General features: G+C 46.9%; 24 protein-coding genes. 17 read left to right on the top strand and 7 right to left on the bottom strand.

Translation table 11 applies throughout. The features are described 5' to 3' along the window. Positions 1-21: 21 nt before the first annotated feature. Both ACZ5NB_RS17940 and ACZ5NB_RS17935 read right to left on the bottom strand, forming a co-directional pair. Positions 22-1668 carry a TonB family protein gene (locus tag ACZ5NB_RS17940; RefSeq protein WP_460234078.1) on the bottom strand — a complete coding sequence of 549 codons (1647 nt, stop codon included), beginning with the start codon at positions 1666-1668 and terminating at the stop codon, positions 22-24. 119 nt (positions 1669-1787) lie between these two features. Further along, positions 1788-2186: a BlaI/MecI/CopY family transcriptional regulator gene (locus ACZ5NB_RS17935; protein ID WP_460234077.1), complete on the bottom strand. Its 399-nt coding sequence runs from the start codon at positions 2184-2186 to the stop codon at positions 1788-1790. A gap of 322 nt (positions 2187-2508) precedes the next feature. Between ACZ5NB_RS17935 and ACZ5NB_RS17930 the strand changes: the two genes are divergently transcribed. The 9 genes from ACZ5NB_RS17930 (at position 2509) to ACZ5NB_RS17890 (ending at position 10257) form a co-directional block, all read left to right on the top strand. Further along, positions 2509-3318, top strand: a complete 810-nt coding sequence (locus ACZ5NB_RS17930; RefSeq protein ID WP_460234076.1) for a DUF3450 domain-containing protein — start codon at positions 2509-2511, stop codon at positions 3316-3318. A gap of 15 nt (positions 3319-3333) precedes the next feature. After that, positions 3334-4728: a MotA/TolQ/ExbB proton channel family protein gene (locus tag ACZ5NB_RS17925; RefSeq protein ID WP_460234075.1), complete on the top strand. Its 1395-nt coding sequence runs from the start codon at positions 3334-3336 to the stop codon at positions 4726-4728. Then, positions 4721-5320, top strand: a complete 600-nt coding sequence (locus tag ACZ5NB_RS17920; RefSeq protein ID WP_460234074.1) for a MotA/TolQ/ExbB proton channel family protein — start codon at positions 4721-4723, stop codon at positions 5318-5320. Before ACZ5NB_RS17925 ends, ACZ5NB_RS17920 begins: the two co-directional genes overlap by 8 nt. Further along, positions 5313-5744 (top strand): ExbD/TolR family protein, encoded by a 432-nt coding sequence (locus tag ACZ5NB_RS17915; RefSeq protein WP_460234073.1) that lies wholly within the window; start codon positions 5313-5315, stop codon positions 5742-5744. The genes ACZ5NB_RS17920 and ACZ5NB_RS17915 overlap by 8 nt, the downstream gene beginning before the upstream one ends. Positions 5745-5752: 8 nt before the next feature. Continuing rightward, on the top strand, positions 5753-6157 hold the full coding sequence (locus tag ACZ5NB_RS17910; RefSeq protein ID WP_460234072.1) for an ExbD/TolR family protein: 405 nt from the start codon (positions 5753-5755) through the stop codon (positions 6155-6157). Continuing rightward, on the top strand, positions 6157-6756 hold the full coding sequence (locus ACZ5NB_RS17905) for an energy transducer TonB (protein WP_460234071.1): 600 nt from the start codon (positions 6157-6159) through the stop codon (positions 6754-6756). The genes ACZ5NB_RS17910 and ACZ5NB_RS17905 overlap by 1 nt, the downstream gene beginning before the upstream one ends. 10 nt (positions 6757-6766) lie before the next feature. Beyond that, positions 6767-8149, top strand: coding sequence for a hypothetical protein (locus ACZ5NB_RS17900; protein WP_460234070.1), 1383 nt, complete (start codon positions 6767-6769; stop codon positions 8147-8149). A gap of 232 nt (positions 8150-8381) precedes the next feature. Next, entirely contained in the window at positions 8382-9218 is an 837-nt protein-coding gene (locus ACZ5NB_RS17895; protein WP_460234069.1) for an HDOD domain-containing protein, read from the top strand. A gap of 202 nt (positions 9219-9420) precedes the next feature. After that, positions 9421-10257 (top strand): alpha/beta hydrolase family protein, encoded by an 837-nt coding sequence (locus ACZ5NB_RS17890; RefSeq protein ID WP_460234068.1) that lies wholly within the window; start codon positions 9421-9423, stop codon positions 10255-10257. A 162-nt stretch (positions 10258-10419) separates the two neighbouring features. Here ACZ5NB_RS17890 and ACZ5NB_RS17885 read toward each other — a convergent pair whose 3' ends face one another. Continuing rightward, entirely contained in the window at positions 10420-10644 is a 225-nt protein-coding gene (locus ACZ5NB_RS17885) for a hypothetical protein (RefSeq protein ID WP_460234067.1), read from the bottom strand. Positions 10645-10980: 336 nt separating this feature from the next. Continuing rightward, positions 10981-11424 (bottom strand): YtoQ family protein, encoded by a 444-nt coding sequence (locus tag ACZ5NB_RS17880; RefSeq protein ID WP_460234066.1) that lies wholly within the window; start codon positions 11422-11424, stop codon positions 10981-10983. A gap of 179 nt (positions 11425-11603) precedes the next feature. Here ACZ5NB_RS17880 and ACZ5NB_RS17875 point away from each other — a divergent pair, with 179 nt between their 5' ends. From ACZ5NB_RS17875 to ACZ5NB_RS17865, 3 genes are all read left to right on the top strand, one after another. Next, positions 11604-12794: a Bcr/CflA family multidrug efflux MFS transporter gene (locus ACZ5NB_RS17875; RefSeq protein WP_460234065.1), complete on the top strand. Its 1191-nt coding sequence runs from the start codon at positions 11604-11606 to the stop codon at positions 12792-12794. A gap of 65 nt (positions 12795-12859) precedes the next feature. Then, on the top strand, positions 12860-14260 hold the full coding sequence (locus ACZ5NB_RS17870) for a DUF3300 domain-containing protein (protein WP_460234064.1): 1401 nt from the start codon (positions 12860-12862) through the stop codon (positions 14258-14260). Positions 14261-14422: 162 nt separating this feature from the next. Beyond that, entirely contained in the window at positions 14423-15412 is a 990-nt protein-coding gene (locus ACZ5NB_RS17865) for a lytic murein transglycosylase (protein WP_460234063.1), read from the top strand. Positions 15413-15575: 163 nt separating this feature from the next. Here the strand turns inward: ACZ5NB_RS17865 and moeA are convergent, their stop codons facing one another. Continuing rightward, complete coding sequence (gene moeA / locus ACZ5NB_RS17860) at positions 15576-16883, bottom strand: molybdopterin molybdotransferase MoeA (RefSeq protein ID WP_460234062.1); 1308 nt, start codon at positions 16881-16883, stop codon at positions 15576-15578. Positions 16884-17198: 315 nt separating this feature from the next. On the opposite strand from moeA, the gene ovoA reads away from it, so the two are divergent. Next, positions 17199-19349 (top strand): 5-histidylcysteine sulfoxide synthase, encoded by a 2151-nt coding sequence (gene ovoA / locus ACZ5NB_RS17855; protein ID WP_460234061.1) that lies wholly within the window; start codon positions 17199-17201, stop codon positions 19347-19349. 7 nt (positions 19350-19356) lie between these two features. Further along, the gene (locus tag ACZ5NB_RS17850) at positions 19357-20529 is read left to right on the top strand and encodes an aminotransferase class I/II-fold pyridoxal phosphate-dependent enzyme (protein WP_460234059.1); all 1173 of its coding nucleotides are present in this window, start codon (positions 19357-19359) and stop codon (positions 20527-20529) included. Positions 20530-20531: 2 nt separating this feature from the next. Here the strand turns inward: ACZ5NB_RS17850 and ACZ5NB_RS17845 are convergent, their stop codons facing one another. Next, positions 20532-21368, bottom strand: coding sequence for a putative RNA methyltransferase (locus ACZ5NB_RS17845; protein WP_460234058.1), 837 nt, complete (start codon positions 21366-21368; stop codon positions 20532-20534). After that, entirely contained in the window at positions 21358-21822 is a 465-nt protein-coding gene (locus ACZ5NB_RS17840; protein WP_460234057.1) for a MarR family winged helix-turn-helix transcriptional regulator, read from the bottom strand. Before ACZ5NB_RS17840 ends, ACZ5NB_RS17845 begins: the two co-directional genes overlap by 11 nt. Before the next feature lie 123 nt (positions 21823-21945). Between ACZ5NB_RS17840 and ACZ5NB_RS17835 the strand changes: the two genes are divergently transcribed. The 3 genes from ACZ5NB_RS17835 to ACZ5NB_RS17825 all read left to right on the top strand — a co-directional run bounded on the left by ACZ5NB_RS17835 (position 21946) and on the right by ACZ5NB_RS17825 (position 24288). Further along, positions 21946-22536 carry a hypothetical protein gene (locus ACZ5NB_RS17835; RefSeq protein WP_460234056.1) on the top strand — a complete coding sequence of 197 codons (591 nt, stop codon included), beginning with the start codon at positions 21946-21948 and terminating at the stop codon, positions 22534-22536. 306 nt (positions 22537-22842) lie between these two features. Then, the gene (locus ACZ5NB_RS17830; RefSeq protein WP_460234055.1) at positions 22843-23901 is read left to right on the top strand and encodes an alpha/beta fold hydrolase; all 1059 of its coding nucleotides are present in this window, start codon (positions 22843-22845) and stop codon (positions 23899-23901) included. A 69-nt stretch (positions 23902-23970) separates the two neighbouring features. Continuing rightward, positions 23971-24288, top strand: a complete 318-nt coding sequence (locus tag ACZ5NB_RS17825) for a c-type cytochrome (protein ID WP_460234054.1) — start codon at positions 23971-23973, stop codon at positions 24286-24288. Position 24289 lies beyond the last annotated feature (1 nt).

Below are 24289 nucleotides of genomic sequence, written 5' to 3'. Positions count from 1 at the left end.
CCCTGTAAAACTGGAAAAGCCCTACGATTCAATCACAAACTTATAGACTTCAGTTCCATAATGTTTCGTCGTTTGTGAAGTGTGTTCTTGATTGGGCTGGTAGCTGGATTGTTGTATAGCTCGGAGTACGTGCCGATCAAAAACCCCCTTGGGTGACGCTTCGATAATTTTTGACTCAATAACCGCGCCCTCATGATTCACTGCGAACTGCACTGTAACTTCGCCCTCAATTCCACGTTGAAGGGCATTGCGTGGGTATCTTGGTTTAACGACTCGTTTATTTTTCCAAAGCGGATTCTGTGTAATCGTGGATGCGCTACGTTGTGATTGATTGCGTACTGCATGATTTTCTTCCGGCTTTGGTTGTCGATATTGTGATGCCGGTTGGTAGGCTGATCTCGGGGCTGTGATTTCGACGCCAGCGACAAGCGGTTTAAATGAGTGCAAATAGCGCCGATCGGCACTTATTTGATTGTTGCGTTGGTCCAGATGTTTGAGCGATGCCGCAAGGGCTAAATACTGGGCTTTTAAGCGTTGAGGTGATGGCGCTGCTTCCTCGACCTTGGAAAGGGCTTCTGGCGTATTCGGTGTTGGAAGTTCTTCAAGTGTATCCTTGGTAATAATTGAAGCTTCTAGAAATGGTACTGAGTAAGGTGCTGGAATGTAAACCGTTTCGACAGAGGCCTTTATGCTAAAAAGCGGTAAACCAACGACCAAAATCAGCAGTGAGAAAACCCCAACTTGAAATTTTGATGGGTTCAACAACGGCTCTGGCGAAAGAATGGCTTGGATGCGATGACTCAATTGGCTTTGATGATGGCTGATTGCCATACCCACAGCCGAATGGCACATGGCCTGTTGCACATGTTTTGCGATCCTTAAGAGTTTGCTTGCGTAGTCTGTATTGTTGACGCCGGCTTCAACAACACTTTCATCGCATACGGTTTCGGCGTTGTCGTTAAGTTGTCGGGACAGATTCCAAGCAATCGGGTTAATCCAATATGTTGCCGTAACAAACTGCATAATTTGATGAAATAACCAGTCATTGCGTTTTACATGGTGTAACTCGTGAAGCAATGTAGTGCGAACTAAACTCTCTTCCCATGCATCAGCGTGTAGCGGCAATAAAATTGTTGGTTTGAAGAAACCCCATACCATAGGTGATTTTGCGTGGCGTGAATAAACAATATGTACAGCGCGATCAATATGATGTGTGTGTTGAATGCGATGGAGCCATGTCGCCCATAATCTATGTTCGCAGCGCCGCGCTCGCCGTGTAATGATCCAAATACCGAGTAGCGAAGTAATTTGTCTAATTATCAAAATAAACGCAACAGCGATGTAGCTAATAAATAACGCATTCGTTATCGGCGTGAAAAATAAAACGTCCGGCGATGCTTGCAGTAATCCAGTTGTTGAAGAAGATTCGGGTGTGCTTACAGGAACTTGTAGCTGTAATTGAGGCATTAGTAGCGTAGTGAAGGGTAATAGTACTGTCGCCAACAGTATGACTTTGATAATCGCTTGTCGACAACGGGCGCTCGTATCAAAAAGTTTCAGTAGCCATAGGCCAAGTAAAAATAAACCCAATGCTCGCAATTGGTAGCTATAGAAGAGCTCAATAAAATTCGCATTGAAAGACAACAGTGATGCTTCAATACTCAACATGCTAAACCTCAATCTAGCCCCGGGCAGGATCGGTGGTTATCCCGCAGTATGTCTATGCGCCCCCTCCAAAAAAATATCTCTGCGCAGCTAGAGGCATAATGGGAAGAGCGATAGGTTCCTTAGTTGTTATCTTTTTCTTTTGCTTCTTGAATCAGTTCACTCAGCTGGTTTAATTCTTCATCCGAGATTTTATCTGCCTGCATACCTAATAATGCATTGACGGCTTTCACCGATGAACCGTCAAAAAAAGTATTAATCAATCTGTCGAGTGCCGTCTCACGTGCTGTCTCGGGAGCGATCGCGGCGGAATAGACATAGCGTAAGTTTTGCTCCCGATGTTTTATGTACTCTTTGTTTTTTAAGGTGGCAAGCATAGCGCGTACGGCTGAATTACTGGGCGGGTTAGGTAGTTGCTCCCGGATTTCTTCCGCGCTGCACTCTCCACAGCGATAAAGAATATCCATGATTTGTCGCTGGCGCCGACTTAACGTTAAAAGATGGTTTTGCTGTTCGCTCATAAGGCGATGATGGCCCCGCTGGTGGCTTTGCTGTTGAATTTATAGCTGCATGTTGTTTTTATAGCACCCTGGCAACAGATGTCAATCGATTATTCCTCACCTCTACCTATTCTCTATTAAAGTCATATAAAACAATAGGTTACGTATATTCTGGACCCGATCTAATTCACTACATTGGGCCCCCACGCTAGCAATGCGTTTCAAAAAAACCTTGACTTCTACCCACTAGGTGTTATTAATTTAACAAGATGCTATAAAAATAGCATGTCGTTAATAATATAACAGAGTGGAAAAGTCGCTCGTAAAGCTAGGAGAAAGTGCCATGAAGCAAGTGTTATTGGATTGCGTATTGAATGCGCCGCGGTTGCAGCGGGGGTTATCAAAATCCGTAGGTGTGATCGTCTGTACCTTGGTGTACTCGATGTCGGTCAGTGCTTTTACGTTTGCCGATGTGATGGCCAAGGAGCAAGAAACGATTGCAGCGGGGAAGCAAACGCAACAACAAATTGACAAGATCGAAGAAGCGACCGCCACGGCGGTAAATCAATATCGAGCTCTGCTCAAGCAAAGTGAAGATTTAGATAAATACAATAACCAGTTGAATGACATCTTGGCCGATCAGCAGCAAGAGCTGCGCTGGTTGCGAGAAGAGATCACACGAGTCAATCACCTTGAGCAAGACATTGTGCCGTTAATGGGCGATATGATCGCCACGCTTGCACAGTTTGTTGAGCTGGATGTGCCTTTTCTGTTGGAAGAACGTCATGCGCGAGTAGAGAACTTGCAGCAATTGATGGTCTCCGCTTCTGCAAGCAATGCAGAAAAATATCGTCGTATTTTGGAAGCTTACCAAATTGAAAATGACTACGGGCGAACTATCGAGACTTGGTCGGGGTTGATAACTACTAACGACACGGGTGAGCGCTCGGTTAACTTTTTGAAAGTTGGCCGCCTTCTTTATTTTTATCAAACCATCGATGCTAAGCAATCGTTTTTATGGGACGTGGAGACAAGGCAATGGTTGAGGTTGGATAGTCGATATAACCGCGAAATACAACGCGCGATAAAAATGGCAAATGAGCAAATACCTTCTGATCTGCTATCGCTTCCATTAATCGTCTCGCGTCACTGAGTGGAGTAAACAGCAATGAAAAATATGAATAGTACGCTTTCAAATATCATCACTAAGCTGGGCCAATCATTGTTTCTATTTGTGCTGATTGCCGGTACCGTGAGCGCTTCTTCGTTACCGACGAAAGACATCACTACGCTAAATGATTTAATGGATGCGGTTAAAACGGCGCAAGTCGAAGGTGCAATAGAAAATCAACAACGTCTAGAGCAATTCAAACGAGAACAGCGTAAACAGCAGCAGCATTTGATGGATATTCGAAAGGCTATCGCTGAAAAAGAAGCGCTGGGAAAATCACTGCTGTCGGAAATCAATCTAAAACGTGAGGAAGTCTCACTCGTCAACGAAGAGCTGGAAAAAGCATTAGGCAACTTTGGCGAACTGTTTGGGGTAACTCGACAAGTGGCCGCAGAAACCCAGGCCCATGTGGGGCGCTCACTCATTAGTGCTGAGTTTCCCGATCGAGCACAGCGATTGGTAGATATTGCACAAAGTGAAGGTTTGCCATCAATGGGTCAGCTTCGGGACTTATGGTTGATTCTTCTACAAGAGCAAACCGAACAAGGGCGCGTCTCGCTTTATCCTAGCCGAGTACATGACGTTACAGGCGCTGCAATTAATACGGAAGTGACGAGATTGGGCGCGTTTGTCGCCATTGCCAATGGAAAGTACGTGGTAATGGATAACGGGAAAGAGCACTTACGTGAATTGGCTCGCCAACCAAATAGCGAACACGTACGCCAGGCGAAGCAGGTTATGGGCGCCGCGCCAGGTGACCTTGTCACTGCAACCATCGATCCTTCCGGCGGAGCAATCTTGCAGCTATTAGTGCAAACGCCCGATTTAATCGAGCGATTTCATCAAGGGGGCGTTGTGGGCTATGTCGTATCGGTATTAGCGGTAATCGGCGTATTGATTGGATTGCAGCGATTAATTGGGCTGTGGTTTACGTCTCGGCGTGTTCAGCTTCAAATGCGTCAACAGAAACCCGTGAATAATAACCCACTTGGACGCGTGTTGGCCGCTTATGAAGACAATCCTAATGCCGATGTGGAAACCTTGGAGTTAAAACTTGATGACGCCGTTTATAAGGAAATCCCCAAGCTTGAAAAAGGCCTGAACACACTGAAAGTGCTAGCCGCTGTCGCACCGCTCATGGGGTTACTGGGAACGGTGGTCGGCATGATATTAACCTTCCAGACAATTACCTTATGGGGTGCAGGTGACCCCAAATTAATGGCCGGTGGTATTTCGCAGGCGTTAATGACAACGGTACAAGGTTTAGTCGCAGCGATTCCATTGTTGCTGTTGCACAGTATCGCCAGTGGGCGCGCTCGTGAGTTGCAACAAATTCTTCAAGAGCAATGTGCGGGCCTTGTGGCTCAGCGTGCGGAGGTGAAGCGTGGATAGTTCTTTAATTGGCGGTTGGACATTGTCATTCAGTCAATCATTACCTGAAGTAATGATGATCGAATTGGAAAACTTTCTAAATCAAGGCGGTCCGGTGTTGGTGGTTATTATGGGCACCACATTCGGGCTTATATATCTTGTCTTGGAGCGGGCGCATTTTTTTTGGCGACTCGCGCCACGCGAACGTCAGAGGGTGATCGATAATTGGAATCGCAGGCCGGATCACGCATCGTGGTTTGCGCATCAAATCCGTCGCTGTGCAATCTCCGTTGTACGCCTTCGTAGCGAAAAAAATTTGCTAATCATTAAAACGGCCATAGTCATTGCGCCTTTGCTCGGATTGTTAGGCACAGTCACTGGCATGATCGATGTCTTTGATGCAATGGCGTATTCAGGCAGTGGTAATACGCGCGCGATGGCTGCCGGTGTGTCAAAAGCCACCATCCCAACAATGGCTGGAATGGTAGTTGCTCTGGTGGGAATGTTGTGCGTTGCGCGATTGCAGCGCAGCTTTGATGACAACATCGAATGGGTGAGCACGCAGCTGACGCTAGGTGATCCCGTAGATGAGAGGAGACAAAGCGATGGCTAAATGGAAAGCAAAAACAACAGGTGAAGCTGAAGTCAATATGACGCCAATGTTAGATATCGTGTTTATCATGCTGATTTTTTTCATCGTTGCATCAACGTTTATTCGAGAAGATGCGTTAGATGTGACCGAAGAAAATAATAACAACGATAACAATGCGGCGCCCGGTGTCAGTCCAGTATTTGTATCAGTTTGCCCTGGAAATGATATTCGAGTGGACGGTAGAGCCATCGATTTGCGCGCTGTACGTGCCAATATTGAAGCCAAGTTGGCAAAACACAATGGGACGGCGGTTGTCATCGAGACAGGCGTCAACACGCCTGCGGGCACTATGGTCAAGGTAATGGATCAGGCGCTAAGCGCCAAGGCAAAAGTATCCCTCTCCGAGCAAGTCGCTCAATGTGCCAAACCATCGTTAACGTCGTGAGGTGAGTTATGCAGCAATATCATACAGAACAAGAAGAGATGGAAGTCAACATGACGCCTATGCTCGATATTGTTTTTATTATGCTGATTTTTTTTATTGTCACTGCTGTCTTTGTTAAAGACCCTGGTGTGGAAATTAACCGGCCTGATGCAAGCAATGCACAAACGGTAAAGCGTTTATCAGCGGTGGTGGCGGTCGATGACGATAATAGTATTTGGGTGGATAAGCAGCAGGTAACTTTAACTGCCTTGCGCATTGTCGCCACTCAATTAAAGCAAGAAAACCCTAAGGGCAAAATAGTCGTTCAGGCCGATGAACGATCTGATTCGCGAACCGTTGTGGCTATTGTGCAAATGCTCAACAACATCGGCTTTGATGGTGTGGCCGTGGCGACCAAGGCAGGAGGTGTGTGATGTGGCAATTACTGATACGTCTGTTCGCAGCGATGGGAATAACCCTCGGTATATTTTTAGGTATGCGCTACCTAATTATTCCTGATATGCCAAATATAGTAGAACCGCCAGAGACACCTCCGATAAGTGTTACGCGAGAAATGCGGGAGCAGCAGCAAAAAGAAGAAGATGACCTAACGCCTGACCAGGTTAAGCATGTGGCACCTCCGCCACCGCCACCGCTTACAAGAGACCAAGTTGAAGTAGATAACGCCACTGATAGCGGTTTAGGCTTAGAAGTGCCTCCTGTGGTCATCTCAGAACACGGTACCAATATCGATCAAAACAGACGTGCCATTCCGGTTGTTAATATTCCTCCAGAGTACCCGGTGAGGGAGTTGGCCAAAAAGCGTGAAGGGTGGGTGATGCTGGAATTTACTATCACAGAGCTGGGTGCTGTAGAAGATGTTGTGGTGATTGATGAAGAACCCAAAGGCAGTTTCGCCAAAGCTGCAATGCGCGCGCTAACACGATGGAAATATCAGCCAAAAATGGCTGAAGGTAAACCAGTTGCGCAATACGGCATGCGTGAACTATTTTCTTTCCGCCTGACCGAGTGAGAGGTGAAATATGAAATATGCGCTAAAAAGAATGCAATGCTCTGTCATTTTTATGGTATTTACCTCGATTCTGTTTTCCGGCGAGGCTATGGCGAACGATGATTCAGGTCGACGGCGTACCGCGCAGATTCTTTCGATGCAAGGTTTTAAGAAAGTGGAGAAAGCGCAACACGCTATGCAGGCAGAAGATTGGCAGCTGGCGATAGAGTCACTACAGCAAGTCGTGAGTGGAGAAAGGTTTAGTCCCTACGACCAAGCAAAGGCGTATCAGCTGCTTGCACACTGTTATATTTCTACCAATGAATATGGCAAAGCCAAGCAGATGAATCAGCAGGCTTTGAGCTTGTCCGTACTGGGAGTTGAGTCAGAGTTGGCCATAGTCAGTGCATTGGTGAGTCTAAGTGCCGCGCAAGAAGACTATTCATCGGCAGAAGAATACTTACAGCAATGGTTGAGCAGGGTGTCTGAGCCAGACGAATCCTTGTTGTTTACGGCAGCGCAAATTTACGCATTGCTAAATGAATACGAAAAGGCATTTTCGTTCTCTAATGAAGGGATCGCGAAGCATCGTGCGGCGCTAAACGCGATAAGCGAAGAAAATTTAACAGCGCCTCGCAAACAATGGTTTCAAATGCATCTGGCTATTTCGGTTAAGCTTCAGCGATACCGCGACGCTATTTTGCAGCTACAGGAAATGCTGGCCTATTGGCCCGGCGAAGGCAGCTACTATACACAGTTAGCTGGAATATATATGGAGCAAGAAGACTCGGCCAGTGCGTTAGCGGTGCTAGCCATAGCTGAACACGCTGGCTTTATCGGCGAGGCATCTGGCCTGCGTCGCTTGGCGCAACTTTATCGTTATCAAGAATTTCCAATGGCGGCAGCAAAGATTTATTTATCGCAGAGGCAATTGGATAAGTCTCTCGAAAACGATGATCAATACTGGCAAGCGCTAGGCTCTTCCTATCTCCAAGCAAAAGCGTTTAATAGTGCTCAACAAGCATTTATGCGTGCGGCTGAATTAGCCGATCATGGTCGTCATTGGTTCCGGCTTTGTCAAAGTGCCAATCGAGAATATCGATGGCTGGAAGCGATTAATTACTGCCGACAAGCCATAGAGCGGGGTGGTCTTGAGCAACAACTGCATCAGGCATGGCAGCTGCTAGGTATGGGCGCTTATCAAGTGGGCAAGTGGGAGCTGGCAGCAAATAGCTTTGAACAGTGTTCTCACGGAACGAATGGAACTAAATCTTGTGAGCAATGGGCGAAGTATATTGACGTGCAACAGCAAGCCGAGCTCATGACAAAAAAAGAAGAGGCCAATAAAAAGGCGCAGCGTGAGGCAATGAGAGATCGTCTTGAGAAACGCATCGAAGGGGCTTTGAATTTCTAGTTACTCCCAGCGAGATATGCGGGGCGTTAGGTTCATTTGTCTATCTACTTTGGTTTTAATTTCTGTCGCTTTCACTTGTAAAAAATCAGTGTTGTAAGGTTCCTTAGACGTGATTGATTTCTAAGGGGAACGTTTAAACCAAAAATTAAAGTCGAGTAATGTCCCACACCGCTTTCCGGTCTATGCTTTGGTAATGATATAGAGGTTTTTGTAGACCAAAAGGGCATCATTAATGACTGAAACGGCTGACCGTATCTCACAGCATGTAATCATTCCGCCAACACCCGAAGCGTTAACAGTAATAGCGAGCGAAACGAGCAAGGAAGAGCCGAATGTCGGAGCAATTGTCGATGTTTTAAAAAAGGATGTGGGGATTTACTCTGCCATCCTTCAAGTGGTTAATTCGCCATTTATGGGATTGGCGAGCAGTGTTTCCTCCATCGAACAAGGTGTTATGTTGTTAGGGGTAAACAAAGTAGCATCGGTAGTGCGATCGATTTCGGTGCGTGCGAATTTGCAAGAACCGCAAGGACTGCCGAACTTTTGGGAAGCTGCCACTGAAGTCGGAGAATTGGCTGCGATCCTGGCCACGCAACTAACGGGTGAAGACCCCGCTATGGCATATTCGCTCGGCATGTTTCAAAGCTGTGGCATCCCAGTGATGATGCAGGGGTTAAAAAAATACGACGAAGTGTTACAAAGTTCTATACGTAACCCAGCCTATACCCTCGCGTGGTTAGAGAAGGCACGGTATGGATTTTCAAATCATCAAGTTTCTTCCCGCCTTGCGGAAAAATGGTTCATGCCAAAGTGTATCGTCGATGCGCTATTTTGCATGGCATACCCCACGGAATCATTGAGTGGAAAAGGAAAAATAGAGATTGATCACCTCACGGAAACCTATCTCGCGCTTGTGGTGCTCGCGAAATATATTTCTCCAACCGATAGAGCTTTATGGCATCGCCCAGATGACATATCGGTCAGTCTTCCAGCGCTACATATCCTAGAGCTCTCAGAAGAAGATTTTGGCGACATCCGAAATGATGCTATTGAACAGCTAGCACAATAGTTATCTGGGGGTGTGCTGCCTGTCTTACATAGGCTACCGATATTTCTCAATTAAATAGATTTTTCTGCGGGTTAGAATAATTAACCAATAATTGGCTTGTGAGATTTGATAGAAGTTATTATAACAACTGGTCTAATTTGCCTGTCAGCGAGCAAAATTTGAAAATTTGTAAGCTGATGATGTTAGATTTATTGGGATAATAATGAATGATGTTCAGCCGTTAACCATTACATCGAAAGATGGGTTCCCTATTGCGATAAATTACTTTGCGCCGATAAATGCAAAGGCACAAATTGTTATCGCGCCAGCGATGGGTGTGCCGCAGAGGTTTTATCGATATTTTTCTACGTGGCTGCAGAAGCACAACTACGCAGTGACTACCTTCGACTATCGAGGTATAGGAGAATCGTCTCCAGGGACGTTAAAAAACTTTTCTGCGACACTAAACGATTGGGCAGAAAAAGATGCAGCGGCAGTGTTGGCTTCGGTGTTAGATAAAGGTCAGCCGGTGATTTGGATTGGACACAGTTTTGGTGGGCAATCCATTGGCATGATTCCTCGTAGCGAAGAAATTACACATGCTATAACAATAGCCAGCGGCAGTGGCTATTGGCGTGATGTTAATCCGACTCAATCGATTCCTTCACTAGTGTTGTGGTACGGGATGGTGCCGGTGCTTTCATATTTATTTGGTTATTTCCCAGGAAGAAAAATTGGTTTAATTGGTGATATTCCTAAGCAAGCGATGTGGCAGTGGCGGCGTTGGTGTCTGAATCCGACCTATTTATTTGGCGCTGAGCCAGAAGCAACACGCGATAGTTATAAGCGTTTAACATTTCCCTTAACCAGTTTTTCATTTGCTGACGATGAAATGATGACCAAGCGCGGTGTAGATTTGGTTCATAGTTTTTATAGTAATGCGCAGCTCACTCGGCATCATTATCAGGCAAGTGAGTTTGGCCTGAAGCGTATCGGTCATCTCGATTTTTTTAAAGAAGGGCGAGAGCGTTTATGGGAAAGTATGGTTTTTCTTCCCTGAAGAACTTTTCACATGCCTTATTTTGTGCGTATTCTCGGCTTGTTGTTACTTCGAGAGAGTGTTGGGGCGAGTTGTAGAGCGTGAGTGTCTTACATTTTGGGTGAGATTTTAAAAAGGGCGACGCGATCAATTTCGTTGTCGCCCTTTTACATAGCAGAGGGCTTAGTTGTTTGTATCTAGAATACGTGTGCCCCCGGCTTGATCTTCTAGGCGCTGCTTTCGAGTCTTGCATACTTTCTGCTTGATATTCGAACCCATTACGCGTTCCATGCGGCAAATGACGTCATCATCACTTTTTGCGACTTTGGTTTCATTGCCGGTAGAGCTGCAGCCGACAAGTGCGCTACTCGCGAGGATTAAAGTACAAAGGAACGATGCTAACTTCATGTTATCTCCTTGATCATAGAGTGTAGTTTTTATCTTGCTTGCTTGTACGCTAACAATCGAAGTGTCGATTTTAAATATCGATTTAAGTTTGATCTGAAAGCGGGAGGGCAAGTCTATCATAGCTGGCCACTCAAAACGGTTATAAATGGCATTTGAATCGATCCGTTGATGCCCTTTACAAGCCCGTTGGCGTTCGCTAGTGGTAAGAATGATGCTTAAAGCGCCAGGACTTAACAGTTGTGATTGTAAAGGGGGAAGGCTCGAGGAATGCTCGCGAGTTACTCTCGCCCCTTTCTAGGATCAGCGACATAGTGCGTGGACTCTATATTAGCCACATTACGCTTGAGTGGTCACATACTGAAGAATTGTGGTGACTTGTTCAGTGCTGGTAGCCCAGGCCATGGCTGCCGCATCGACTTCTTTTAATGGGTGAACGATACTTTCATCATGTAGCGTGATATAGGGTGTGCCGAGAGCAGCGCAATAGCCTGCATCGAAAGCGGCATTCCATTGTTTATATTTGTCACCAAAACGGATAATTGCTAAGTCACATTGTTCGATTTGAGTTTTAATGCGAATTGCATTCACCTTTGCGGATTTGTGGTCTCGCCAAAAGTTATTGTCTTCCTCTCCTAGTGTGTCGCCCGCCGCATCACTTGCCTCGTGATTTGTGACCGCAGACGTAAATGTAATGGGTAACTCAAGTGCGGCACACCCCTTGATAATCTGGTCGCGCCAATCGGTGTGAATTTCGCCGGAAAGGTAAATGGTCCAAGTCATAAAATCCTCGCGTTGATGTCGTAATGTATATTGGTTTACGTTAATAACAAGTGGCTCAATTATCGCAAAAAAAACCGCTGTCTCGTAGTCATGTATTGATTTTGGCTATGGTGATGATCAGTAATTCAGAAGGATCTCTGTGTTAGACTGTTAAATTTACCCTACGTGAGATTTGACTCTTGTCTAACCGTTCCCTTGTTATCTTACTCGGTGCGCTAATCGGCCTATCGCCGTTAGCCATTGATATGTATTTACCCAGCATGCCTGCAATCGCTGACGACTTAACGGCATCTTCTGAATCCGTTCAAAACACTGTCAGTATCTATTTAGTATTTTTTGCTATTCCACAGTTGTTTTTCGGCCCAATGGCGGATGCCTTCGGGCGGAGGCTCGTCATATTTAGCGGGATGTTATTTTTCTTAGCGGGTTGCCTATTAGCTGCTGTTGCGCCAAATATTGAAACCCTATTGTTGGCTAGAGCACTGCAAGGAACTGGCTCAGCAGCGTTTTCAGTGACAGTGCCCGCCCTCGTCAAGGATAAGTTCAATGGTGACGAGTACACACGCGCAGTCGGGTTTGTCATGATGGTGATGTCGATTGCACCGCTCGTAGCGCCAATCGTTGGCGGCTTTGTTTTTATCGCAGGCGGCTGGCGATCAAATTTCTATTTGCTAGCGGTTTTGGCGGTGGTGTGTGGAGTGTTTTTCTTTCGCATGGTGGAAGAAAGCTTGCCAGACGAACGACGGGTGCCGCTGAATATTGAAAAACTGTTAAAGAATTATGGCCGCCTGATTTCAGATCGGCACTGTTTAGGTTTGTGCTTGGGTATTGGGGGGATGGTCGCCGGGTTGATGGCATTTATCGCTGGTTCTCCATTCGTCCTGATTGAGCTCTATGGTGTGCCTGAGCAGTACTACGGCTTTTTATTTGGTATCAATGTGCTTGTAATGATGTTGATGACATACCTGAATAATCGGTTAATTCATCTATTTGATAACCAAAAATTGTTGTGGGGTTGTACCGCGTTGATTTTTGTTGCGTCGGTTTATCTCTTGGCGATAGCACAGATGGATCGACCCGCGGTGTGGATGATTATGTTAGGTAGTGCGCTCTTCATCGGCAATTTGGGCATGTTTTCGGCCAATACCCAAGTTATTTTGCTAAGCCGTTTTGCTCAAACTTCTGGTGCCGCCGCCGCGTTAATGGGAGCCTTCCGCTTTGGTGTCGGTTCTTTAGGCGGTTTTGCTATCGGTCGCTTTCACGCTTCGTCGGCCGCGCCGTTACTCATGGTGATGGGTGTCTGTGGCCTGTTTATTTGTGCTGTCGTGGCATTTGCCGGGAAGAAACCTATAGAGTCTAGTTCAGCTTAGGTTCAGTTTACTTTTGCTCTACTTAGGCGCATCACGGCTCATTAGCAAATGTGCAGAGGTGCGTCATGCAACGCTTTTTCGATTTTCGAGTTCCTTTTCTTACCCATAGTATCGTCATTTGGCTAGTCGCTATGGTCTCTTTGTCTGTGCATGCTCAGACGACCCAGACTGAATCGCGCAGCGATGAATTCTCCGAGTTTAGCCAAGCGGAGCTGGATCAGCTGCTAGCACCAATCGCTCTCTACCCTGATTCTGTGTTGTCTCACGTGTTGATTGCCTCGACTTATCCTCTGGAGGTGGTGTTGGCGAGTCGCTGGCTTGACGACAACCCTGGCCTCAAAGGCGAAGATGCTATTAATGCTGTCGATGAGGAGTGGGACCCCAGTGTCATCGCGCTGGTGGCATTCCCTGAGCTATTGGATCGTATGAGCAAGGATTTGAGCTGGACGGAGCGACTAGGAGACGCGTTTTTAGCTGATGAGGCTAGGGTGCTGGATAGTGTTCAAGTGTTACGACGCAGAGCATTTGACGAAGGCAATTTGGATGATTCAGAGCATACTCGCGTTGTCACCGAGGAGCGGCGGATTATCATTGAGCCGCGCGTCCGTGAAGTGGTTTATCTGCCTTATTACGACACACGTGTTGTCTACGGCTCTTGGTGGTGGACAACCCACCCGCCAATTCATTGGTACTTCCCGCGCCCTCATCATTATGCCCATGCCAGACATGTTTACTGGGGGCCGCGTGTCCACCTCTCATTTAGCTTCTTTTTCAGCAGTTTTCACTGGTCGCAGCATCGGCTTGTGGTGGTAGATCGTCATCACTGGCATCACCGTCCGCACTATACCCGCCGCACGGTTATCGATCATCGCCACGCGCGAACGTGGAGGCATGAGGTGCGGCATCGTCGTGGGGTGACTTATCGGCATCATCGGGTAGCAGAGCGCTACAGCCCGCCGCGTCATAGGTTGCGGTCAGATAAAGCGCCTCACTCGCGCGAGCAGCGCAGTGTTTATCAACCGTCTATTGAACGCCATGCGGATGTGACTAGGCGTCTTAAGAATGAGCGGAAGATATCTGGGAGAGACTCTGATAGCGGTCATAGATCTCTCAATAAGCCCCGAGGTGAATTGAATAAAGGGCGCGAAAGTAAGAGTCGCGATGATTTGCGCGGTCACCAGAGTAGCCATGAGCTGAAAGGCGAACGTAGCGGTCGGCCGTCGAAAGTGATGCCCTATGGCCGCCAGGAGCGATCTAGAGAATCTAAACCATCCCGTGGTGATAGTTCGATCCTTCGGGGGACACCTGCTGGCAGGGGGCAAACACTCGAGCAGCGTCGCGGCGGTTTTTCTGGTAATAGTGTTGAGCGCGGATCAACAACACGCAATGCGGGCACTAGAAGTGCGCAACGTCAGGGAGGTGGTCAGCGGCGAGCTGAATCCCAATCACGACGAGTTGAACGATAAAATGGCTGTGTGAACGGAGGGTATTGGGCTGGCATATCGCTTGCAGTGAACCTTTTAACCAAGAATTCACTGTGAGAGCGATTAAGGCGAGAGCCCCCTAAATAGTGGCGCTTCACGATATAAAATGGATCAACTCGGCCCCGGGCCAAACAATAACGCACTATGACAAGTCAAATTGAATCTGCGTCTGCACCAATATTGGACGCTCAGCTATCCGAGCCTACGCCGGACAAAGATGAACAGAAGACATTCGAAACGTTTTGGCGCTCTTTACGTGCACGGCAAGATACTTTGCTGCTCATTCGCCAGCTGACGCAAATGGTCACGGCGGTTCAGCTTCACCGCGGAATGAGTATGTCTCTCTTGGCGGGAAGCGAATACTTTGGTGAAGAGATTGAGCAGCTTCAGTCACAATTGCGTCATCAACTGACCGCATTGGAAGTATTTGTCGAAGAAACAGGTGAGTTGTTATCCGACCGAGACAAGGAGTGTCTTCATCAGGCTTGGCGGACCATTACTCATGATTGGCGTGATGACGACGTGTTAGATAATTTTGAGCTTCACTCGCACTTTGTTGAAGAATTGCTCAACATGATTAGTCGCCTAAGTGACGAGCTTAAGCTGCCATTATCGGATCAACTGATATCAGAGCAAGAACACGAGTCGACAGTCACCTATCCCCATTCTTTCAAACAGCTGGAATTGCTAAATTTTGTCGCTCAGCAGTTGCCGAAGGTGATTGAGCAGCTGGCTAAAATTCGTGGTCTATCGTCTCACGCCGCGTCGATTGGTAGAGTCGAATACCAGCTTGATAGAAAGTTGCGCTATTTAATTGAAAGTGTACGCATTCAAAACGAAAAGTTGCGTCACCAATCTAGCCGTTTAGAAACGATAATCAATGAAGAGTACCGTTCATTAAGTGACGTCAAGCTATTTGAAATAAAACTCATTTTTCTATTTGGTCGCCTTGAGGATGAGTTGCTGGGCGGGCAAGGCGCTGATGTTGATGGCCCGCAGCTTTTTAAATTGTGTACCGAGGTTATCAATATTTATTCAAAAATTGCAGATGAAGGGTGGCAACTCGTTAGGCGTTGGATTGACTATGATGCAGAACGATGGATCCATCTTCAATCAACCGCAGCCTCTTCATGATTCTTGATTTTCTTTATCGCTCCCTCGACAGGGGGCAATGACCTCTACGGATTAAACTCTCTCTTAGCCATCTATCGATGGCTTTTTTTTGTTTGAAAATAGTCAAAACGCGGATATGTTTTATTCATCAGCAATATGATGAGTCTAGTATTTTACTCGGTGGTTACATTAGCCACTGGTCAAATGGCTGGACAGTAACCTCATCGCCCTCGTTACAGCCTTCGCTGCAGCTATCAAAAATGACGTAACAATTGGCGCGGCTCATCGATAGCATGGCCGCAGAACTTTGATTTCCCGCGCTACCAACTTGCCACTGCCCGCTCGGTGACTGGGATAATAGTGCGCGCTGGAAATCTATGCGTCCTTGACCACTTTTGAATGTTCTTGTCGCGATAGCGGATAGTGTCACGGGCGCGTGAATATTCTCCGGAGACTCACCCGCGTGTTGGCGAATGGCGGGTACACCAATCTGGTGAAGGGTGACGTTGGAAGAGACTGGGTTGCCGGGTAACCCATAAAAATACACGTCGCGACCTTGCGAATTTTTTAGGGTGCCAAACGCAAAAGGCTTCCCTGGCTTAATGGCAACTTTCCAAAAGTCGATATCCCCAAGCTTGTCTAAAATGATCTTCGTGTAATCTGCTTCACCTACAGAAACGCCGCCAGAGGTCACGATAAAGTCGGCTTCATTCAGAGCATTTTGAAAGCACGCTTCGAGCGCAGTTAAATCATCAGGAATAATGCCAAAATCGATCACATCGACGTTGAGCGATTCGAGCATTTGTCCAATCAAAATCCGATTGCTGTCAAAAATATCACCAGATGAGAGTGGTTCTCCTGCGCGTTTTAACTCATCCCCTGTAGAGAATACCGCGGCCTTCAATCGACGATACACAGTGACCTCGGCGATGCCGACAGATGAAAGTAAGCAGAGGTCGCGCGAGGTTAAGCGCTTACCTGTGGATAGTAGTTCATCGCCTATCTGGAAGTCTTCTCCGGCATAGCGCACATGCGCGCCGCAGGACTTGGGAGGGTGGTTAAGCGAAATGTGCGCCTCGTTATTTACCTCCTGGCTGTCGACATTTTCTTGCATAACCACTGTGTCGCAACCGGCCGGTAATACAGCACCGGTCATTATCCTTACGCATTGGCCACTCGACACATTGCCCTTATAGGGGGTGCCTGCAAAACTTTTTCCAACAACCTGTAGAGAAGCGTGGGTATGGATATCGTTAAAACGAAAGGCGTAACCATCCATAGCGGAGTTATCGAAGCCTGGCACAGCAATGCTGCTCGTGATTGTGCGCGCTAAAATTCGGTTTCTGGCGTGTTCTATAGCTACTGTTTCAGCATCGCTGATGGGGGTGATAGTGTTGCGCAGTTGATCAAGGGCTTGCGCGAGAGGCATGAGTCCGGGTTGAGAGCAGCAGTCCACAATAGAGCCTTTTAGTTTCAAGAGATGGGGTGTCATGTATTACGACATCAGTGGAATGGTAAACCATAATAAGTGTGAGTACATCAAGGATAGGCATGACCCGTAACTTGTAGAGCGGCTCGCGCGTAAAGGGGTGGCGGTATTCGTCACGCTTTGGTCATCCATCTTTGCTAAAGTGACGTATAACGCCTGAGTTTTCAGTATGTAATACTGTACAAATATACAAACAAGGTTGAAATTGTAAGCTCAACTCATTACTGTGTTGAACCTGTTATCAGGCTGATAGGTCGACCATTGCCTCTGTTCCTACCAGCTCGTCCAGCTGGCTGAAATAAGAAAGGATATCTCCTCATGAGTACTCCCCGTCCGCTTACCCCACAAGAGTCAGCACTGCTTAATACCCGCACAGTGCTATTAACGGGTAGCGACCCTGAAGCGAAAAAACAAGAAATCCGCGACTATTTTCATAACACTTTTACGCTGTACGAAAAGTTATTTGAGTGTTTGATTGACGACAATGCCTATTACGAGAAAGCGACGCCGCTTCGCCATCCCCTGATTTTTTACTACGGGCACACAGCAGTCTTTTTTATCAACAAGCTGCATGTTGCCAAAGTAATACCTGAGCGTATTGATTCCAAATTGGAATCCACAGTGGCTATCGGCGTTGATGAAATGTCGTGGGATGATCTCGATGAGACCAATTATGATTGGCCAACACCCAATGAAGTCAAACGTTACAGAGACAAAGTGCGTGAGGTAGTGGATCGTGTCATAGATGAAACGCCATTAACCTTGCCTATAACCTGGGATTCACCCTATTGGATTCTCATGATGGGTATCGAGCATGAGCGCATTCATTTAGAAACGTCATCGGTCTTGATACGCCAGTTGCCGTTGCGATGTGTCAAGCCTCATCCACTCTTTTCTATATGCGATGAAACGGGTACGGCACCGAGCAATGAATTATTACCGGTAGACGGTCAACTCATTACACAAGGTAAAAGTAAAGATGACCCGCTGTATGGCTGGGACAACGAATATGGCAATTTAGCAACTAACGTTGCCGCGTTTAATGCCTCACAATTTCTAGTGTCGAATCATGAGTTTTTAGAGTTTGTTGAGGATGGTGGATATCAAAACCAAGCCTATTGGACTGAAGAAGGATGGGGCTGGGCAACCTATACGCAGGCGCAATATCCGAGTTTCTGGGTTCCGGAGGGTGATAGCTATGTCTATCGCGCTATGGCTGAAGTGATTGCAATGCCATGGGATTGGCCGGTGGATGTAAATTACTTAGAAGCGAAAGCATTTTGTGAGTGGAAATCAGAAAAATTAGGTAGACCAATACGTTTGCCAACTGAAGCCGAGTGGTACTGTTTACGAAATGAGATAGAGGCAGATCAACCAACTTGGGATAAGGCGCCGGGAAATATCAATCTTGAATATGGCGCATCAGCCTGCCCAGTTAACAAGTTTGCAACTGAGTTTAAAAACGGCAGCCAATTCTATGACGTAATTGGCAATGTTTGGCAGTGGACTGAAACGCCTATCGATGCGTTGCCAGGGTTTGACGTGCACCCTGTTTATGATGATTTTTCAACGCCAACATTCGATGGCAAGCACAACCTCATTAAAGGTGGCTGTTTCTTTTCAACAGGAAATTACGCAATTAAAGATTCTCGCTACGCGTTCCGCAGGCATTTTTTTCAGCACGCTGGGCTACGTTATGTGGAATCAGACGCAGAGATCGATGTAACGGCAAACCCCTATGAAACTGACGAACAAGTCAGTCAATATCTCGAATTCCATTATGGCGCTAATTATTTCGGTGTCGAGAACTTCCCAAAAGCTTGCGCAGAAATTTGTTTGTCACATATGAAAGGGCAGCCAACCCGCAGAGCGCTGGATATAGGTTGTGCGGTTGGCCGAAGTAGCTTCGAATTAGCACGGGAATTTGATCATGTGGATGGGTTAGATTTTTCCGCGCGTTTTATTTCGCAGGCTGTAGAGCTCCAAACCTCTGGTGTTAAGCGCTATACCATCCGCGAGCAAGGTGATCTATTTGAATATAAAGAGGTGCGCTTAACCGACCTTAATTTACAAAGCGTCGCCAATAAATGTGTATTCATGCAAGGGGATGCCTGCAATTTGCATGAGAAATACGATAACTATGATTTGGTGTTTGCCGGTAATTTATTGGATCGCTTGTATTCACCGCAAAAGTTTTTGAGGTTAATTACCGAACGAATTAACCAAGGTGGCTTGCTAGTGCTTACGTCACCCTACACGTGGCTTGCAGATTTTACTGAGCCTGAAAATTGGTTAGGTGGTTTCAAACGTGATGGTGAGAACTATACGACGCTTGATGGTTTACATGATGCTCTCGATAAGACATTTGAAATGCTCGCAGACCCACAAGATGTCCCCTTCGTCATACGTGAAACGGCGCGCAAGTATCAACACACGCTGGCTGAACTAACGGTGTGGCGAAAGCGCTAGAGAACCGATGGCAGGGGTTGATGCAATGCTCAGGTTTCCGTCATACAAAATGCATGAATTTCCCAAGCGGTGGGCGAGTCATGCCCGTTATCGGATGTCGGCATCGACACTCGAGCCGCTCACTTTGGATGAAATTCTTAGTAGCGTGTCGGGAAAACAACGATCAGAATGGGAAAAACTGCCGCTAGGTTATGCGGCTGATCGAGGTGGTTTGGCCTTAAGAGAGGTAATAGCGAACGACTATCCTGGCTTGTCTGCCGACAATATCGTTGTGTTCGCTGGCGCGCAGGAAGCGGCTTTTTGCGCTCTCTACGCGCTGCTAGGTGACCAAGGTTTGGCAATAAACGATTCCACTCAATCTGCGCTGGTTGCAGCAATCGAGCCAGAGTTTGAACCGCTTATTGCGTTGCCAAAAGCATTGGGTGCGAACGTCATTACCTCGCCATTGCGGCCCACCACCTCAGGGTGGGTTTTTTCTGAAGATCAATTCTGTGAAATTCTCAATTCATCAGCTGCGTTGGCCATTCTTAATTTTCCTAATAACCCAACTGGGGCGTTAATCAGTCAACAACAGCAAGCGAAAATTATCGAACGTTTAAAAAGTACCAATGCCTGGCTTTACAGCGACGAAGTATTTCGCGGTCTCGAATATGATCCTGGTAATTGTTTGGCGCCTGCGGCCGAGTTGTACGAGCGCGCCGTGAGCTTAGGGTCTATCGCTAAACCTTATGGTTTGGGGGGTGTTCGCGTGGGGTGGTTGGCTTGCCAAGATCAGCAGTTTATCGACCGCGTTGTTGAGATAAAACAATCTTTGTCGATCTGTACCGGTACCCCTGACGAGTGGCTGGCGACCGTTGTGTTGCAACAAAAAGACCATTGGTTAGAAAAAAATCGAGCCTATATGGCTGATCATCTGCGCTTTATTACCAATACTCTCGCTGATCTTAACAGTAAACTGGAATGGTTGCCGCCGCAGGCTGGTATCATTGCGTATCCACAACTCCTTGGTGTCAATAGTAGCGAAAGGTTTGCGGAGAAGTTGGTGCAAGAGACGGGTGTTATGGTTTTTCCTAGTAGCAGTTTTATTGGTGATCTTGCACCGCATTTTCGTCTTGGTTTTGGGCTTGCCGACTTTAAAAAATCGTGGCAGTTATTTTGTGATTTTTTGCAAGCGCAATAAGTTTACTGATGTCGGTATGCGCTAATAATAAAGTCGCAGCGTAATGAAAGGGGCGGTTTTGACAACAATTGTTGTTTGGCCTCTGTGTTGCCACGGTGAAAAAATGGCGTCATTGTCAGCAGATCTTTCCACTCTTCACTTGAATCTAGTCTTATATCAAACGTGACTTGCCGTTGTGCTACTTTATTAAGCCCTATAAGTTGTGTTGGTTCTGCATAGGGCTTGAGCGTTGAATATATCGTTTGTTTTATTTCGATTAAATGTTGTGGTCCTGGCCCGACAACAATCAACACGCCGTCGCGTGAAAGAATACGTGCGAACTCTTCTTCTGACGTGGGTGCAAATACATTGAGAATGCCACCTATCGAATTATCTTGAAGTGGTATGTTTTTGCTGCTGGCACATACCCAATCGATGTCGGGGTATTGTTTTGCCGCCATCTGTACCGCGTCTTTCGCAATATCAAAACCACCAGCAATGATGTCTGTTGTTAGCTTTGATGTGATGTAGTTTAGGTAATATCCCTCACCGCAGCCGCTATCCAATAGGGTAGTTGGCGTTGCGGACGTGGGTGTATTGTCAGTGAGAGTCTCTGCAATAGCGTCGAGTAACGGTTGATAGTACCCACGCTGTAAAAATTGACGCCTAGCAAGCAGCATGGTTTTGCTGTCGCCTGGGTTTTTACTGCGTTTGTGATGAGCAAGTAATAAATTGACATGCCCCTGCTTGCTGACATCAAAACTGTGGCGGTTATCGCAACACCATGGAGAGTGGCTCGTATCTAGAGAGAACTGGCAAACAGGGCAGTGCCATGGCAAATGTCGTCTATTAGCCGTCATCGCGGGTCAGTTCTTGGTACATTTCTTCACAAAGAGATTTCAGTTGTACGATTTTTTTAAGGTCTGAAATCCCGAGGCAATAGATTTGATGAGGAATGGCTTCCGCTTTTTTGCGTAGCTTTTTACCCGCACTAGTGAGCACGATCACCTTTTGGCGCTCATCATTTGGTGAAGCTAAACGCTCTAACAGAGCCTTTTGCTCAAGGCGCTTAAGAATCGGCGTTAGCGTGCCTGAATCAAGGCGGGTATGTTCGCTGATGCGCTTAATATTGACACCATCCGACTCCCACAGGCTGAGCATGACGAGGTACTGCGGATAGGTCAGATCCAGTGGTTCGAGTAGCGGGCGATATGCTCGGACAAGCGCATTCGCGGCAGAATAGACCGAATGGCATATTTGGTTATCAAGCTTCAGGAGGTCGCTGGCTGATGGATTGGCGATTGATTTTCTCATGTGCGGTATTTTGCGTGCAAACTAATTGACTTGGCAAGCCCTAAGATATATTGTGCGCAAATAATTAGCAGGCAAAGTAAATTCAACCAGCTGACAAGCTAAATAATAGTGGAGCCAATTAACATGTCTATATTAACCGTGGGTAAGCGCTGTATCGGCGTCATATTGGGTATTACAGCGTTAGTGTCGGGTACGGTGAGTGCTGAAGAGAACTTCGATGTCAGTGAAGAGAGTTTTAAGTGTTTGTTTGACATGACACCGGTGCGCGGCTTCTTCGTCGATAATCTGGCCGGAAATGTTGAAGAAACGCTCGCTGTCGCTCATTCAGAAAATGGAGGGAGATATCCTGAAGGCTCAGTTGTGCAATTGGTGCCTGGGGAAGTCATGGTGAAGCGTGCGGAGGGTACTAGCCCGGCGACAAAAGATTGGGAATTTTTTGAGCTTGATGTCAGCTCTGGTAAAACGAAAATTGGTAAACGTGGTTTTGTTGATGTGGTGAATCGCTTTGGTGGTAATTGCTTTGGTTGTCACGTTCAAGCGGAACCTCAGTGGGATTTGGTCTGTGAAACTGGCCACGGTTGCGACCCATTACCTATAGGGAAAGTCGTTATTTCTGCAATTCAGAAAACGGATCAACGCTGCAGTGACGCGCCCGCGTTAACCGATGCCGAAAAAAAAGCACTAATGCAAATGAGCGCGGCGGCGTCTCAATAACCATTGGTGGATTAACCCGTTAGCAGATAAGCCTGAGCACTGGGTATATCTGCTTGGTTTGAATAAGTTTTAGGCGCTTGTAGTGGGCGCCTTCATACCCCTCTGTTTTATCGTCAATGTCTATTCCCTTAATGCACTCCTCTAAAATTTAACCTAACAATACAGGCTGATGCCTTAAGCCTCAGTATAGAAACGCCTCATGTAAAGTTTTGCAGTGTTCCCGGCTGGCTAGAGAAACGGGCGCGCTTTTTCAGTATTCTACGTGCCACTTACAATTCGTCATTTGCCTACAGTGGAGTAAATACCATGTCTCAGACAATGCACGTCTGGATGTTGCGCGCGGTACAGTTGATCGCGAGTTTTTGTTTAATGATGGCCTCTTTCGCGGCCTACAGCGCAACTACCGAGCCTCAACTCCGGATGGTTGAAAACAACGGTATTACGATGCGTATCGCGGAAATGGGCGAGGGGCCGCTGGTGATTTTGGTGCATGGTTGGCCGGAGTCCTGGTACTCATGGCGACACCAAATAACCGCTCTGGCAGAGGCTGGATATCACGTGGTTGCTCCTGATATGAGGGGTTATGGAAAGACCGACAAGCCCCACAATATTGAAGAGTACGATATCAAACATGTAACCGCCGATATTGCGGGATTAGTTGACTTGATGGGCGAGGAGCAGGCCATATTGGTGGGGCACGACTGGGGTGCCATTGTAACCTGGAATGCGATGTTACTTTATCCAGAGAAGTTTAAAGCATTGGTGGCAATGAGTGTCCCTTATCGTGGTCGAGCAACTGAATCTCCTATTGACTCGATGCGCAAGCGTCTTAAAGATAGCTTTTTCTACATCATGTATTTCCAAGAGTGGAACGTCGCCGAACGTGAGTTTGACGCCGACCCTCGTGGTGTACTAAGTCGATTGTATACCTCCCCAGATACACCGCTTGAAGAGCCAGAAATTACCGATATGAATCGAGGCGCGGGTGGTTGGATCCCTCGTCGCGGGGCACCTAAAGAGCGACCAGATTGGCTGAGTAAGGAAGATCTGGACTACTATGTAAATGAGTTTACGGAAGCGGGTTTCCGCGGCGGGATAAACTATTACCGCAATATGCATCGCAACTGGGAAATCACACCAGAATTAGCTGATGCCAAAATTACGCAACCGGTCTTATTTATTGCGGGTGAAAAAGATGTCGTGATAAGAGGTGCTACCAAAGAGCAACTCGAGTTTGGAATGAAACGCGCCGTACCGGGGCTAGAGGGCGTTGTATTAATTCCGGAGATTGGTCACTGGCTGCAACAAGAGAAACCTGAGGCCGTGAACAAACTTGTGATTGATTTTGTTAACAGGCACAAATAATAAATAGCTAAGGTTTTGTAATTAGCTTTTGTGAGTTTGATGAATAAATAATCGAGTGACGATGTGAACATGCAACGAAGTAAATTGAATATCCTAATTGGGCTTTGTTTTTTCGTAGGGTTCATCCCTGATTTAGCCACGGCGGAACAAGCTAGAAGCCCGCAAACCATTTTCGATACGTTTTGTTTTAGTTGTCATGGTACGGGCTGGGAAAATGCACCGGTGCTCGGTGATAGTTTTGCCTGGGAAGGGCGAAAAGAGCAGGGGATGGCTGTGCTTTTGCAACATACCCTGGAAGGCTTTGGTGGTATGCCGATTAAAGGTGGTTGCGCAGACTGTACCGAAGAAGAGCTAAAAGCCACGATTGAGTGGATGAGTGCGGAGTAAT

This window comes from Aurantivibrio plasticivorans (genome assembly GCF_055392955.1).
This window is presented reverse-complemented; position numbering and strand designations above follow the sequence as displayed.